Source organism: Nonomuraea sp. NEAU-A123, assembly GCF_018603905.1.
In the GTDB taxonomy this organism is placed as follows: Bacteria; Actinomycetota; Actinomycetes; order Streptosporangiales; family Streptosporangiaceae; genus Nonomuraea.
Genome location: NZ_JAHFZZ010000008.1, coordinates 544,127 through 558,580, shown reverse-complemented (window position 1 = coordinate 558,580; position 14,454 = coordinate 544,127). Strand labels below are relative to the sequence as shown.

12 protein-coding genes are annotated in these 14,454 nt (G+C 70.9%); 7 read left to right on the top strand and 5 right to left on the bottom strand.

The features are described 5' to 3' along the window. The 4 genes from KLK06_RS27715 to KLK06_RS27700 form a co-directional block, all read left to right on the top strand. Nucleotides 1–609: carbohydrate ABC transporter permease (locus tag KLK06_RS27715; RefSeq protein WP_214638545.1), on the top strand; the 609-nt coding region annotated here is incomplete at its 5' end. Between the two features lie 34 nt (nt 610–643). Then, a complete protein-coding gene (locus KLK06_RS27710; protein ID WP_214638544.1) occupies nt 644–1,909 on the top strand; it encodes an ABC transporter substrate-binding protein in 1,266 nt (421 codons plus the stop codon). A 63-nt stretch (nt 1,910–1,972) separates the two neighbouring features. Beyond that, nucleotides 1,973–3,253 (top strand): Gfo/Idh/MocA family protein, encoded by a 1,281-nt coding sequence (locus tag KLK06_RS27705; protein WP_284735126.1) that lies wholly within the window; start codon nt 1,973–1,975, stop codon nt 3,251–3,253. A 14-nt stretch (nt 3,254–3,267) separates the two neighbouring features. Continuing rightward, nucleotides 3,268–4,356, top strand: a complete 1,089-nt coding sequence (locus KLK06_RS27700; protein WP_214638543.1) for a dienelactone hydrolase family protein — start codon at nt 3,268–3,270, stop codon at nt 4,354–4,356. 3 nt (nt 4,357–4,359) lie between these two features. Here the strand turns inward: KLK06_RS27700 and KLK06_RS27695 are convergent, their stop codons facing one another. From KLK06_RS27695 to KLK06_RS27680, 4 genes are read right to left on the bottom strand one after another with little or no spacing between them, the layout of a single operon-like run. Continuing rightward, nucleotides 4,360–6,252 (bottom strand): DUF6807 family protein, encoded by a 1,893-nt coding sequence (locus KLK06_RS27695; RefSeq protein WP_250906057.1) that lies wholly within the window; start codon nt 6,250–6,252, stop codon nt 4,360–4,362. Between the two features lie 2 nt (nt 6,253–6,254). Further along, nucleotides 6,255–7,304 carry a mandelate racemase/muconate lactonizing enzyme family protein gene (locus KLK06_RS27690; protein ID WP_214638541.1) on the bottom strand — a complete coding sequence of 350 codons (1,050 nt, stop codon included), beginning with the start codon at nt 7,302–7,304 and terminating at the stop codon, nt 6,255–6,257. Continuing rightward, entirely contained in the window at nt 7,301–8,179 is an 879-nt protein-coding gene (locus KLK06_RS27685) for a 5-dehydro-4-deoxyglucarate dehydratase (protein ID WP_214638540.1), read from the bottom strand. The genes KLK06_RS27690 and KLK06_RS27685 overlap by 4 nt, the downstream gene beginning before the upstream one ends. Then, entirely contained in the window at nt 8,176–9,066 is an 891-nt protein-coding gene (locus KLK06_RS27680) for an NAD(P)-dependent oxidoreductase (RefSeq protein WP_214638539.1), read from the bottom strand. Before KLK06_RS27680 ends, KLK06_RS27685 begins: the two co-directional genes overlap by 4 nt. 221 nt (nt 9,067–9,287) lie before the next feature. Between KLK06_RS27680 and KLK06_RS27675 the strand changes: the two genes are divergently transcribed. Together KLK06_RS27675 and KLK06_RS27670 are read left to right on the top strand one after the other, a co-directional pair. Beyond that, nucleotides 9,288–10,259, top strand: a complete 972-nt coding sequence (locus KLK06_RS27675; RefSeq protein WP_214638538.1) for a LacI family DNA-binding transcriptional regulator — start codon at nt 9,288–9,290, stop codon at nt 10,257–10,259. Further along, the gene (locus KLK06_RS27670; protein WP_214638537.1) at nt 10,256–11,197 is read left to right on the top strand and encodes an aldose epimerase family protein; all 942 of its coding nucleotides are present in this window, start codon (nt 10,256–10,258) and stop codon (nt 11,195–11,197) included. The genes KLK06_RS27675 and KLK06_RS27670 overlap by 4 nt, the downstream gene beginning before the upstream one ends. Here KLK06_RS27670 and KLK06_RS62500 read toward each other — a convergent pair. Next, nucleotides 11,179–13,647, bottom strand: coding sequence for a SpoIIE family protein phosphatase (locus KLK06_RS62500; RefSeq protein WP_214638536.1), 2,469 nt, complete (start codon nt 13,645–13,647; stop codon nt 11,179–11,181). The two genes, KLK06_RS27670 and KLK06_RS62500, sit on opposite strands and share 19 nt — an antisense overlap. A 155-nt stretch (nt 13,648–13,802) precedes the next feature. Between KLK06_RS62500 and KLK06_RS27660 the strand changes: the two genes are divergently transcribed. Further along, a complete protein-coding gene (locus KLK06_RS27660; protein ID WP_308168467.1) occupies nt 13,803–14,396 on the top strand; it encodes a response regulator in 594 nt (197 codons plus the stop codon). Nucleotides 14,397–14,454: the final 58 nt, after the last annotated feature.

Here is a 14,454-nt window from a genome sequence, read left to right as displayed (position 1 = left end):
GTCCTGACGGGCCTGACCGTGGTGGCGAACCTGGTGGCCTGCTCGCTGGCCGCCTACGCCTTCGCCCGGCTGAACTTCCCGTTGAAGAAGCTGTGGTTCGCGCTCATGCTCGGCTCGATCATGCTGCCCTACCACGTGACGGTCGTGCCGCAGTACATCGTGTTCTCCAAGCTCGACTGGATCAACACGATCTGGCCGCTGATCGTGCCGAAGTTCCTGGCCACGGACGCGTTCTTCATCTTCCTCATGGTGCAGTTCATCCGCACCCTGCCCAGGGAGCTGGACGAGGCCGCCTCCATCGACGGCGCGGGCTACTGGCGGATCTTCCTGCAGGTGATCCTTCCGCTCTGCACCCCGGCCCTCGCCACGACCGGCATCTTCACTTTTATCTGGACATGGAATGACTTCTTCAGTCAGAACCTTTACCTGACAAATTCCGACAATCTAACGGTGGCAGTAGCCCTCCGCTCCTTCCTAGACTCCAGTGGCGAGTCGTCGTGGGGCCCCATGTTCGCGATGTCGATCGTGTCACTGGGGCCGATCTTCGGCTTTTTTCTAGCCGGTCAGAAGTACCTGATCCGTGGTGTAGCGACCACAGGCCTGAAATAACACCCCCCGCAACTCTTGACCAGGAGGTAGAGCTGTGAAGCCTAGGAAGATGTGGACGGTCGCCTTGCTCTCGGCAACCGTGATGACGGCCGCGGCCGGCTGTGGCGGCGGCAAGGCGGGCGACGACAAGGTTCATCTCCGCTTCTCCTACTGGGGCAGCGACTCCCGGCAGAAGCTCACCGAGCAGGTGATCAAGAAGTTCGAGGAGAAGAACCCGACCATCGACGTCGAAGGCGACTTCTCCAACTGGGAGAGCTACTACGAGAAGCTCGCCACCAAGGTGGCCGCCAACGACGCGCCCGACGTGATCAGCATCGAGATCCGCGGCCTGAGCGAGTACGCGGGCCGCAGTGCCCTGGCCGACCTGTCGGGCAAGGTGCCCACGGCCGACCTCGACCAGCAGGTGCTCACCAGTGGCCAGATCGACGGCAAGCAGTACGCCATCCCGACCGGCGTCAACACCTTCTCGATGCTCGTCAACTCGGCGGCGCTGGAGAAGGCCAAGCAGAAGGTGCCCGACGACAAGTCCTGGACCTGGGACGACTGGGTGAACATGGCCAAGCAGGTCACCGTGGCCGGCGGCGGCCTAGTCGGAGCCGAGTACAACTACAACCCCGCCTGGCTGCAGATCTTCGCGGCCCAGCGTGGCGAGAAGTTCTACGACGGCAACAAGATCGGGATCACTGCCGACACGCTGAAGGCGTGGTGGGCCATCCACCAGCAGCTCATCCAGACGAAGGGGGCCAGGGACGCGGCGAAGAGCGCCGAGCTGATCTCCTTGGGGCCTGAGCAGTCGCTGCTGGCCACCAACGCGGGCGCGATGGGCATGTGGTGGAGCAACCAGCTCAACGCCCTGTCCAAGGCGTCGGGCCAGGAGATGACCCTGCTGCGGATGCCCAAGGCGCAGGGCGCGACCACCGGCGGCATGTTCCTGCAGCCCGCGATGTTCTACACGACCTCCGCCAAGTCCGAGCACGCCACGGAAGCCGGCAAGTTCATCGACTTCATGGTCAACGACCCGGACGCGGCCTCGATCCTGCTGAGCGACCGCGGCCTGCCGACCAACACCAAGGTGCTCGCCGCCGTCAAGGGCAAGCTGCCGCCGGTCGACCAGAAGACGCTGACCTTCATCGGTGACGTCAAGAGCGAGTTGAGCCCGATCAGCGCCCCGCCGAAGGGCGCGCTCCAGATGGAGGACATCCTCAAGCGCAGCAGCGAGGAGGTCCTCTTCGGCAAGACGACGCCGGACGCCGGCGCGCAGAAGTTCCTGACCGAGGCCAACGCCGCCATCGCCGGCTGAGGCCTGATCCAGGCTGGGGGCCTGACAGCCCCCAGCCGCCACTCCACGACTCGGGGAGAGAAGTTGAGCACCAGGTACGCCTTCGTCGGCCTCGGCCATCGCGCGCAGATGTACGTCGACGCCCTGCTGGGCGACTGGCGAGACACCGGTACGATCGCCGGCCTCTGTGACGTCAACCAGACGCGCATGGACTACTACGTCGAGCGGATCGGCCACCAGGTGCCGTGCTTCGGCCCCGACGAGTTCGGCAAGCTGCTGGAGCTGGCCGACGCCGTCGTGGTCACCACGGTGGACGCGACGCACGCCCGCTACGTCGTCGCCGCCCTCGACGCGGGGCTCGACGTCATCGTGGAGAAGCCCCTCACCATCGACGCCGCAGGGTGCGAGGCCATCGCCGCCGCCGCAGAGCGCAACCCGGGCAAACTGGTGGTGACCTTCAACTACCGCTACTCGCCGCGCAACTCGGCGGTCAAGAAGCTCATCAGCGAAGGCGCGATCGGCGACATCACCTCGGTCCACTTCGACTGGGCGCTCGACACCATCCACGGCGCCGACTACTTCCGCCGCTGGCACCGCGACAAGGTCAACTCGGGCGGCCTGCTCGTCCACAAGTCCACCCACCACTTCGACCTGGTCAACTGGTGGCTCGCGGCGGCGCCCGAACTCGTCTTCGCCCAGACCGACCTGCGCTTCTACGGCCAGGCCCTGCCCCGGGGCCCGCGCCCGTCCCGCGGCCAGGGCGCGCCGGGCCTGGGCACCGACCCGTTCATCCTGGACATCTCCACCGACGAGCGGCTCAAGCGCCTCTACCTGGACGCCGAGCACGAGGACGGCTACATCCGCGACCAGGACGTCTTCGGGCCGGGCGTGACGATCGACGACAACATGTCGGTCCTCGTCCGCTACGCGAACCGGGCCATGCTCACCTACTCCCTCACCGCGCACGCTCCGTACGAGGGCTACCGCGTGGTGTTCAACGGCACGGAGGGCCGGATCGAGCTGGACGTCGTCGAGCGGCCCTGGACCCCGGAGCACGCCGCGATCGACCCCAGCGCCGCGGGCAAGGAGCACATGGCCGGCGCCGGGGAGAAGCTCATCCTGCACCGGCACTGGCAGGAGCGCGAGGAGATCCCGATCGAACAGGGAGAGGGCGGCCACGGCGGCGGCGACCGGCTGCTGCTGAACGACGTCTTCCGCGGCCCCGGCGACGACCCGCTGGGCCGTCCTGCCGGGTACCGCGACGGCCTGCGCAGCGTGCTGGTCGGCGTGGCCGCCACCCGCTCGGCCGCCACGGGCACCCCCGTCCGCCTCGCCGCCGACGGCACCCGCCTCGTCGGCGCCTGAGCGGGGGTTGACCGGTGCGTGAGCTGCGCCATCTCGGGGCGTTCTCCGGGCTGGTAGAGCTCGCCGAGGGCCGGCGCGGACTGTTTCCCGACGCCGCGCCGGGCCCCGCGCTCAGGAAGGCCGCCCGCGAGGCGATCGGGACGCTCGACCTGGCGGTACGAGAGGTCCGGGTCGAGCGCTCGTGGACGACGCGGGACCTCAGCGGCGAGGAGCTCTCCTGGTCGGTGGGCTTCGGCCCGCGTACCCATGCCTACCTGCTCAAGCCTCGCGAGGCGGAGGGAAGGCTGCCCGGCGTGCTCGCGCTGCACTGCCACGCGGGCATGAAGTGGGCGGGCAAGGAGAAGATCGCGGACGGTCCCGAGCCGCCCACGCCCGAGGTGCGGCGGCTGCGCGAGCAGATCTACGGCGGCCGCGCCTACGCGGGCGAGCTCGCCAGGCGCGGCTTCGCCGTGCTCGTCCCTGACGTGATCGGCTGGGGCAGCCGCCGGTTCGACCGGGCGGACATGCCCGAGCGGGTGCTCGCCGAGGCGGACGACCCCGGCATGTCCGAGGCGGACCGCTATGACGTCGCGGCCGGGCACCACGAGCACGTCCTGGAGAAGTACTGCACGCTGCTCGGCACGTCGCTGGCCGGCGTGGTGGCGGGCGAGGACCTCGCCGCCGCGGCCTACCTGCGTTCTCGTCCCGATATCGGACAGGTCGGATGCGTGGGGTTGTCAGGGGGCGGGCTGCGCGCCGCGCTGCTCGGCGCCTTCGACCCCGGCGTCGCCGCGGTCGCCGTCGCCGCGATGGTCTCCGGCTACCGCGAACTCCTGGACGGCTACGTCTCCGGGCACACCTGGATGTTCTTCCCGCCCGGCCTGTCGCGCGTCTGCGACTGGCCGGCGCTGGTCGCCGCCCGCGCACCCGAACCGCTCCTGGTCCTGTACGGCGAGCGGGACCAGCTGTTCCCGCCGGCCGGCATGCGCGCGGCGCACGAGGCCATCGCGCGCCACCACCCGCACGGCGGCTACGAGGGCGCCTTCTTCGACGCCCCGCACGCCTTCGACGTCCCCATGCAGGAGCACGCCTTCACCTGGCTGGCCACCCACCTCAAGCGCTAGCGGCTAGCCGTCCGCCTCCAGCGCCAGCTCGGCCGCCTCGGAGGCGGACAGGCGGCCGTCGGCCACCACCACGGACACGTGCCGGATCAGCTCGTCCTCGAAGACCAGCGGCGTGTCCCAGGCCAGCGCGGTGCCCACACCGGGATATTCCGCCACCCGGACGAACCACGGATCGTCCCCCGCCCGGGCGAACACCAGCGTCCAGTCCTCGCCCGCCAGCGCCAGCCACGGCGCCCGGGAGCCGTGGACCAGCTCCTCACCCTCGGCCGCATCGGTGAACACCCGCAACCCCCGCGAGGCCGCCGGCGCCCGCCAGAAGAACCCGCCGTAGCCCGCCCCGGCCCGGCCCTTGGTGGCCGAGCTCTGGATCGTCAGCGGCGCGCCCGTGAGGTTGCGCAGCGTGAAGCCGAAGTCCAGCGCCCAGCCCCGCGACAGCGGGACGGCCCGCACGGACCGCTCCTCACGCACCACCGGCTCCTCGCCGGGCCGCTGCCACAGCAGCGTCTCGGCGAAGCCCGAGGAGTCGCGCCCGGTGAAGGACACATGCCGCTGTGTCCCGTGGTCGTCCAGCCACCGCGGCCCCTGGTCCCTGACGAACGTGCGCCCGCCCCAGAAGTTGCGCCCGCCGACGTCCGTGACGGCCACCCCGGCGCCGAGGTGGTGCGGATGGTCCGCGGGTTGTACCTCGGTCACCACCGTGCCGCCCAGCGTGCGCACCGGGTGGAGGTAGGGCCGCGGAGCCGCGGTGATCGGCAGGTCGGGCCGCGTGACGTACTCGGCCACCACCCGGTCCGCCACCATGAGCGGCACGGCCCAGCTCACGCCCAGCTCGGAGAAGAGCTCCAGCCGGTCCGCGCAGGTCTCGACCAAGTGGGCGATGCCGGGCAGCGCCGGGCCTTCGCCCGAAAGGTCCTGGTGGTCCTCGGCGATCGGCAGCGGGTCGGGCGCGACCCTGATGGCCTCCAGGACCTCCATGAACGCGCCGGTCCGGTGGATCGGCACGATCAGCGGGGCTCCGGAGCGTACGTGCTCGACGAGGTTCTCCAGCAGGTCGGCGCGGGGGAAGCGGTGCGTGGGGCCGTCGCCGACGCGGACCTCGTCCACCGTGTACGTGAACGTGATCTTGCCGCGTTCGCCGTGGACGACCACGTACGGCTCGTCGCGGCCGGTGGCGCAGAGCGTCACGGCGGCCACGATCGGCGGCCCGTCCGCCAGGTGGATCCGGATGGCCGAGGTGTCGTCGGACTCGATGGCGTTGGCGTGGAACAGCTCCGCCTCGACCGAGGTGACCGCGCCGCGTTCCTCGGCGCCCACCACGGCGAGGGCGGTGGCGACGGCGTGCGCGAACGGATTGGTGAGCGCGCCGTCCACGATGTCCACGCCGTCGAGCCGGCGCCGCCCCGACCAGGAGCTGCGGGTGAAGTAGGAGGCGGGCCGCGGCCACGCCCCCGCCACTCCGATGCCGGTCACGCGCCCGATCGTGTCCTCGGCGATCAGCCGGCGCACCTCCGGCAGGGCCGCTGACGCGAGGCTCTGGAAGCCCACCTGGCAGGCGAGACCGGCCTCGGCGGCGGCCCGCTCCATCCGCTCGAAGTCGGCGAGCGTGGCCGCCGTCGGCTTCTCCACCAGCACGTGCGCGCCCGCCGCCAGCGCCGCCAGCGCCAGGTCCGCGTGCGTCGGGATCGGGGTGGCCAGGATCGCGATCCGCGCCCCGGTCCGCTTGATCAGCTCGGGCAGGTCGGTGGAGAACTCCGGCGTGCCGAGCCCGTCGAGGTCTTCGGGGGAGACCGGCCGCACGTCGCAGATGCCGGCCAGCTCGACCTGGCCGGCGAGGCGCCGCAGCCGGTTCAGATAGTGGGCGCCGAATCCGTGCGCTCCGGCGAGTACGACTCGCATGATCATCTCCAGTGGAGGCCGAGCCCCCGGTGCTCACCGACGCGTACTTTCGCGTCACTCACATGGACGGGGTACGGCTCGGCCAGCAGCCCCAGCGCGGCGAAGGAGGCGTCCTCGACCTCCTCGGCCATGCACGGCAGCGGCAGGGCCAGCGCGAGCTGCGCCGACAGGTCGGGCAGCAGGTGCGGATAGACCGGCACGTCGAAGGCCCGTGCCAGCTCGGTGATGCGCAGGAACGGGGTGATGCCGCCCACCCTGACCACGTTGGGCTGCACGATGTCGCAGGCCCCGGCGGTCAGCAGGTCACGGAAGCCGTAGACGGTGTAGACGTTCTCGCCGACCGCGATGGGCACGTCCATGGACCGCCTCAGCTCCACGTGCGCCGCGACGTCGTCGGCGGGTAGCGGCTCCTCCAGCCAGTGCAGGTCGTACGGGGCCAGCGCCTCGACCGCGCGGCGGGCCCGATGCAGGTCCCAGCGCTGGTTGGCGTCGATCATCAGCAGCGTGCCGGGGCCGACGACCTCGCGGACCGCGGCCACCCGCTCGACGTCCTCGGCGAGGTCGGGCCGGCCCACCTTCATCTTGACCCCGGGATAGCCCGCGGCCTTCCACCGCCCGGCCTGGGCGACCAGCTCCTCCAGCGAGTAGTGCAGGTTCACGCCGCTGCCGTAGACCGGCACCGTGTCCCTGCGCCGCCCCAGCACGTCGGCCAGGCCGCGCTCGCCGCAGCGCAGATCCCACAGCGCCAGGTCCACTCCGGCCAGCGCGACCGTGGTGATCCCGCCGGGCCCCGCCTCGCGCAGGTGCCGCCAGAGCCGGTCCCACACGACTTCGGGGTGCGGGTCCAGGCCGATGACGGCTTCGCGGATGTCGTGCTCCAGCAGCGCCTGTACGGCCCGCGCGCCGATCTGCGGCGTCCAGGAGAACCCGGTGCCCGTCCGGCCGTCGGCCAGCGTGATCTCCACGACCATGACGTGGTTGGCGGGCACGTCGGGCCCCCACGGCCTGGGCAGTGGGGCCGTGTGAGCGCTCACTTTCAGGTCCTGGATCATGAGCTGCCCGCCAGCGACCGTCCGTGTTCGATCAGGGCCTTCAGCTCGGCCACGTGCTCGGGCGAGGCGTCGACCAGCGGCGGTCGCACCGAGCCCGCGTCCAGGCCGCCGAGGCGTACCCCGGCCTTGACCAGGGAGACGGCGTAGCCGGGGACCTTGGAGCGGAGCCGTACGAGCGGTTCGTAGAACTCGGTGAGCAGGTGGTCGGCGCCGTTCATGAACGCGGTGGCGATCTCCGGCGCGAAGGCGAAGACGGCGGAGGAGTAGAGCTCCACGCCGATCCCGCGGTAGGCGCCCATCGTCAGCTCGGCCGTCGGCAGCCCGTTGAAGAACCGGAAGTCGTCGCCGATCTCCCTGCGCACGGCCAGTACGGTGCGCTGGATGAGGTCGATGTCGCCCAGGCCGTCCTTCAGGCCGATCACGCCCGGGATCCTGGCCAGCGCCACGACCTGCTCGGGGGTCGGCGCCACCGTGCCGCGCTGGTAGATGATGACCGGCAGGATCGCCGCGACAGCGCGTACGTAGGCGGCGAAGCCCTCGACGGTACCCGTGGCCAGGTAAGGGGGCATGAGCAGGAGGCCGTCGGCGCCCGCGTCGCGGGCCGCGCGGGCCTGGCTGAGCGCCGATCCGAGCGGGCCGCCGGCGCCAGCGAACACCGGCACCTGGCCGGCCGTGGTCTCGACGGCCACCCGGACGGCCGCGGCGTGCTCCGACTCCGACAGCGCGGGGAACTCACCCGTGCCGCAGGCCGCGAACACCGCGCCGGGCCGGTGTTCGAGCCCGCGCCTGATGTGCTCGGCCAGCACCTCCTCGGCCAGCCCATGGGCGGGGTCGAAGGGGGTGACGGGGAAGAAGAGGACTCCGCTGAGGTTCATCCGGTCTCCAGTTCGGTATGCCAGGAACGCTTGGGGGTCCAGCCCAGCATCCGGCCGGCTTTGGCGGAGGTGAAGGCGGGAGAGGTCCCGGTCAGGTTCGCGGCCGCGGCGGCGGTCGAGGGCATGACGGCGGGGAGCACCTCCGCCAGTGGCTCGCGGGCCAGCGCGTCGGCCGCCCCCGCGAAGAACACCTCGCCGTTGGGCAGGTCGGGCAGGCGTTCGAGGAGCACGGCGATCAGGTCGGAGGCGTCCCGGGCGTCGAGGTAGTTGAACAGCGAGACCCCGGCGATGTCCGGCCGGTCCAGCCGTTCGACGATCGTGTGGCCCGACTGGGTCGGAGCGCCCGCCCAGTCCTCGGGGGCCACCACGAAGCACGGCCGCACCGCCGCGAACCGCGTCTTCGAGCCGCCGCGCGCGAACGCCGCCATCGTCTGCTCGGCCACGAGCTTGGACAGGTTGTAGGCGTTCCACGGCGCGACGGGGTGTTCTTCGTCGATGGGCAGGTAGCTGGGCGCCCAGCCGCCGGGCGAGCCGTAGCCGATGACGGTCGGGCTGCTGGCCACCACCACCTTGCCGACGCCGGTGCTGCTCGCGGCCTGGCACACGTTGAAGGCGAGCTGGGTGTTGGTACGGAAGGTCACGCCGTCGGTACGGCTGAACGGGGTCGCGATCGCGGCCAGGTGGATCACCGCGTCGGGCCGGAAGCGGGCCATGACGTCATACGCCTCACCCAGGTTCGTCAGGTCGGCGGGCAGGGTGACCGCTGCCTCGGCGGGAGTGCCCGGGACGGCGTCGACGCCGATCACCTCATGACCGGCCTGGGCCAAGGAGACGACCACGCTGCGCCCTAGCCGACCGGCGCTGCCGGTCACCAGTGTTCGTGTCATCGGTCGTTCACCACTCCTGCGTTGGATACGGCAACCGGTTGCAGAAAGTATCGAGGCGAGGCCGGGAGAACGTCAAGCGGCCGGTCCTCTTCCGGCCAGGCGGTCTGCCCATATGAAGAGATATGGTGGGGATTTAGCGGAAAAATCCGGCGACGATGGTTGATTGACAGCGATACAAACGATTGCACTAAAGTACTAAGCACGGTCGGAGGAGGCCAAGCGTGGCGGTGACGATTCGTGACGTGGCTGAGGCGTCGGGCGTGCATGTGTCCACGGTGTCCCGGGCGTTCTCCGCGCCCCACCTGGTCAATCCTGAGACACGCACCCGCGTGCTCGCCATCGCCGAGGATCTCGGCTACCGGCCCAACCGCGCCGCGCGGGCGCTGACCACGGGCCGCACCCACAACATCGGCCTCATCGTGGCCGACATCGCCAACCCCTTCTTCCCGCCGCTGATCAAGGCGGCCCAGGCGCAGGCCAGGCTCCGCGACTACCACGTGTTCGTGGCCGACACCGACGAGGACCCGCAGGTGGAGGAGGATCTGATCCAGACCCTCACCAAGCAGGTCGACGGCGTGCTGCTGTGCAGCCCGCGCCTGACGAACCGGACGATAGAGCGCCTGCGCGAGGAGGTGCCCTTCGTCGTGGTGAACCGCCGGGCCAAGGGCCTGCCGACCGTGCTCATGGACGTGGGCCGCGGCGCCAGGCTGGCCGTCGAGCACCTCACCGCGCTCGGGCATCGCCGCATCGCGCTGGTCACCGGGCCCAGCGGGTCGTGGACCAGTAAGGAAATGCAGGAGGCGGCGGCCACGATGAGCGACGTGGACGTCGTCTTCCTCGGCCCCAACCCGCCCACGGAGCTGGGCGGCCTGGCGGCGGCCACCGACGTCGTCGCCTCCGGCGCGACGGGCGTGCTGGCCTACAACGACCTGGTCGCCATCGGCCTCATCGAGGGACTCGCCGAGCGGGGGAAGAACGTCCCCGGCGACGTCAGCGTGATAGGTGTGGATGACATCGTGCCGGGCCGGCTGAGCCGCCCGAAGCTGACGACGATCGCCATGCCCACCGCCGCCGCCGGCCGGATCGCCGTCGACCTGCTGCTCCAGTCGGTCGACTCGGCGGCCACCGCCGCCGCCACGATGCTGGAGACCGCCCTGATCGTCCGCGAGTCCACGGGAAAGGCACACAGATGATCTTCGGAACGCTGCCGTCTGGTGAACAGGTCGAGCGTGTCGAGCTGTCCTCGGGACGGCTGCGCGCGAGCGTGCTCAGTTACGGCGCCATCCTGCAGTCGCTGGAGGTGTCGGGCGTCAATGTGGTGCTCGGGCTGACCACGCTGGAGGATTACCTGACCCGCAGCCGCTACTTCGGCGCCGTCGTCGGCAGGTACGGCAACCGCATCGCCGGCGGCCGCTTCACCCTCGACGGAGTCGAGCACCGCCTGCCGCTCAACAATGAGCCCAACAGCCTGCACGGCGGTGACCACGGCTTCGACCGCAAGGTGTGGACGATCTCCGAGGCCACCGGCTCCTCCGTGACGCTCACGGTGATCAGCCCCGACGGCGACCAGGGCTACCCGGGCACGCTGACCGCCTCGGTCACCTACACGCTCGAAGACGACGCCATCCGCCTCGACTACACAGCCGAGACCGACGCGCCGACCGTCGTCAACCTCACCAACCACTCCTACTTCAACCTCGCGGGCGGCGGCGACGTGCTCGGGCACGTGATCCAGATCGACGCCGAGCACTACCTGCCCGTCGACGAGCACAAGATCCCCACCGGCGAGCCGGCGCCGGTCAAGGGCACGGCGTTCGACTTCACCACGCCGCACGCGGTGGGCGACCGCTTCGACGGCGGCTACGACCACTGCTACGTGCTCGACGGCGGCATCCGGGTGACCGAGCCGGGCGGTGGCCTGACCATGGAGGTCACGACCACCGAGCCGGGCGTCCAGTTCTACGCGGGTGGCATGCTCGACGGCGTCGCCACGCCGTACGGGCCGCACGCGGGTCTGTGCCTGGAGACGCAGCACTTCCCCGACTCGCCCAACCAGCCGCAGTTCCCCTCGACCGTGCTCAGGCCGGGCGAGAGCCGCACCTCCACCACCGCCTACCGGTTCACCACCTGACCCGCGCGCAGCGCGGTCGTGGCCCGGAGTACCAGCAGCGCCACGTCGTCATGTGACGGCTCGGAGGCGAACGACTCGACCGCCTGCCGGATCCGCTCGGCCACGGCGTGCGCGCTCAGCCCCGAGCAGCCCGACAGGATCGCGGTCAGCCCGTCGTCGTCATCGAGCAGCCGGTTGCCGTCGCGCCGCTCGGTGACGCCGTCGGTGACGCACAGCAGCAACTCCTCGGGCAGCAGCTCGAACGACTCGGTGTAGAACCGCGCGCCGCCGTCGACGCCCAGCAGCAACTGCGAGGTGGCGACGGGCACCACCTCGCCGTTCGCGCGCAGCAGCAGGGGCACGGGATGGCCCGCGGAGGCCAGCGTGCACAGCGCGCCGCCCTGGGGCAGCGGCGTCAGCTGGCCGCAGAGCAGGCTGAGGAAGCGGCCGTCCTCGCCCTCGTCGAGCAGCGTCCGGTTGAGCCGGTCGAGGATGTCGGCCACCGTGTAGTGCTCCTTGGCCAGCAGCCGTACGGCGTGGCGGGCCAGCCCGGTCACCGCCGCGGCCTCCGGGCCGCTGCCGCACACGTCGCCGAGGGCGAAGCACCAGTGGTCGCCGACGGCGAACAGGTCGTAGAAGTCGCCGCCGACGTCCGCGCCCTCTTCCGCGGGCTCGTAGACGACCGCCGACTCCAGCCCCGGCATCGGCGCCGTCCGCATGGGCAGCAGGCTGCGCTGCAGCACCCGCGACGTGGTCGCCTGCCGCGAGTAGAGCATGGCCGTGTGGAGGTTGAGCGCCACCAGGCGGCACAGGTCGGCGAGCAGGTCGGCCAGCTCCAGGGGCAAGGTCGGCTCGATGCGCCCGATCACCAGCGCGCCGTGCGAGCGGCCCTGGGTCATCAGCGGGAACGACAGCACGCTCTCCGGCCCGACCGGCCAGGTCGCCTCGCCCAGCGTCGAACGCGGGATGACGGGCAGGGCCTTGCGCAGGTCGGCGTTGTGGTGCTCCTCGCTGTGCCACACGTGCGCGAGCCTGGTCATGCCCGCCAGGTCGGTCAGGTAGACCGCCGCCCAGGTGGCGATCTTGGGCACCACCAGCTGGGCCGTCAGAGCCGCGATCAGCTCCTCGTCGTGCACGCCCGCGAGCAGCTCGCCTGCCTCCGCGAGGAACGACAGCCGGCCCCGATGGGCCCGGTCCTGCTCGGCCGATCGCTCGCGTTGCACGGTCGCCGCCACCTGGTCCGCGATGTGCTGCAGGCTCGCGGTGAGCGCCTGGTCGAACCGGCCGGGCTCGGCGGCCGTCACCACGAGGTAGCCCGTCACCTCGCCCGCCACGATGAGCGGCGCGCACGCCAGCGACCGGGCCTGGAGCCGCTGGGCCAGCTCGACGTCGGCGGCCAGCAGGTCGACGACCATCGCGGGGGCCTTCTGCTCCGTGCTGAACACGCCGGCGGCCACCACGCCCACCAGCCCCGCCGTCGCCCCCGCGCCCGCCACGACGCCGAACCGGTTGCCGCCCTCGGCCCGCACCAGGACGTAGGCGGCGTCGCCCCCGCTGGACAGCTGGACGATCTGCGCGATCGTGTCGAGCAGTTCGTCGAGCGGCATCTCGCGGTCGAGCAGGTCCTTGATCCGCCCGCCCGGCTCTCGCTTGAACGAGGCGGGCGGGGCGGCCAGTACATACCGGTGGTCGTTCGACACCACCATCCAGATCGACCGGCGGTCCTGTGCGCGGCCGTCGGTGCGTAGGTGGGAGATGTAGACCGGGAGCAGGCCGCCGTCGAGGTGCCGCATCCTGGACTCGCCGCGCCAGCGGCCGAGGCCGAGCGTGTCCGACAGGGACAGCGCGCACGGGCCGTGCCTGCGCCAGGCGACCAGCTCCGCCAGCGGTCTGCCGGTGACCTCGGCGGCGGGCCAGCCGAGCAGCGCCTCGGCCTCGGCGTTCCAGGTGACGATCCGGCCCTCGGGGTCGCTCACGACGACCGCGACGTGCAGGCTCTCCGTGGACGTCGCGATCGCGGCGGGCGCCGGGGCGGGGATCCTGGAGGCGGTCTCGTGCCCGCACGCCTTGTCGAGCTCCATGCGGACCCAGACCCGCTTGGCGGTGCCCGTGTACGTGACGCCCCAGGCGTCGGCGAGCATGCCCGCCAGCACGAGGCCACGCCCCGAGGTGGCCATGCCGTCGGGCGGCGGCGACTCGGCGGCCGGCACGATCCGGGCCGGGTGGTGGTCGTCGACCTCGATCTCCAGCCTGGTCGGGATGGCGTTCGGGTCCAGCCGGCAGGTCAGCTCCAGCCCCGTGCCCGCATGGACCACGGCATTGGTGACCAGTTCGCTGGTCAGCAGCACGGCGTCTTCGGCCAGGTGGGTCAGTTGCCATTCGCCCAGCACCTGGCGTACGAAGCGTCGTGCGGCCGCGGGGGCCTGGGGGGTGCCGTCGAAGGCTGTGCTCGACACGCGGGTCGTGTCCACTGTGCGTCCTAGAACATCACTCGATGTGGCAGTTCGGTCACTCTCAGAGTGGCAGACTATGGGGCTCCATTACCCCCAGTTGCGAAGAAGGCCGCCATGGTCGCGCTGTTGGGCCCCGGAGGGCGCTGATGAATCGCCAGGTAAAGATCCTTTTGGTGGACGACAAAGACGAGAGCCTCGTCGCGCTGGAGGCGGTCTTACGCCCGCTCCAGCAGCAGCTGTTCAAGGCCAGGTCGGGGCAGGAGGCCATGAAGCTGATGCTCCGTCACGACTTCGCCGTGGTGCTGCTGGACGTGCTCATGCCCGGCATGGACGGCTTCGAGACGGCGACCCACATCAAGCGGTTCGACCAGGCGCGTGACGTGCCCATCATCTTCCTGACCAGCGCCGAGCCGGGATCCGACGTCGCCTTCCGCGGCTATGCCGTGGGGGCGGTCGACTACATCACCAAGCCGTTCGATCCGTGGGTGGTGCGCTCCAAGGTCGCGGTCTTCATCGAACTGTTCCGCAAGAACGCGATGCTGCGGGAGCGGACGGCCCTGCTGAGCGATCTCCTGCCGAACGACACGGCGCTGTCGAGGAACGCGCAGGCGCTGTCCGGCTTCGCCGACCGCCTCGGCGCCGTCGAGGCGCGGCTCGACGCGCTGGCGGACTCCTGCTCCGACGACGAGGGCTTGAGAGGCACCGTCCAGGATCTGGTCGACCTGGTGGCCGACATGCAGGCGGCCTTCGACTCGGTTCGGCTGTGACCGGCTTGGGGTAGGGGAGCTTTCGCGCACCTCGGCGAGCCTGTGTGCGTTGCGCGGT

Coding starts and splice junctions, on each gene's coding strand:
- KLK06_RS27695 (WP_250906057.1), bottom strand. CDS start 6,252: ATGCGAGTCGTACTCGCCGGAGCGCACGGATTCGGCGCCCACTATCTG.
- KLK06_RS27690 (WP_214638541.1), bottom strand. CDS start 7,304: ATGATCCAGGACCTGAAAGTGAGCGCTCACACGGCCCCACTGCCCAGG.
- KLK06_RS27685 (WP_214638540.1), bottom strand. CDS start 8,179: ATGAACCTCAGCGGAGTCCTCTTCTTCCCCGTCACCCCCTTCGACCCC.
- KLK06_RS27680 (WP_214638539.1), bottom strand. CDS start 9,066: ATGACACGAACACTGGTGACCGGCAGCGCCGGTCGGCTAGGGCGCAGC.
- KLK06_RS27670 (WP_214638537.1), top strand. CDS start 10,256: ATGATCTTCGGAACGCTGCCGTCTGGTGAACAGGTCGAGCGTGTCGAG.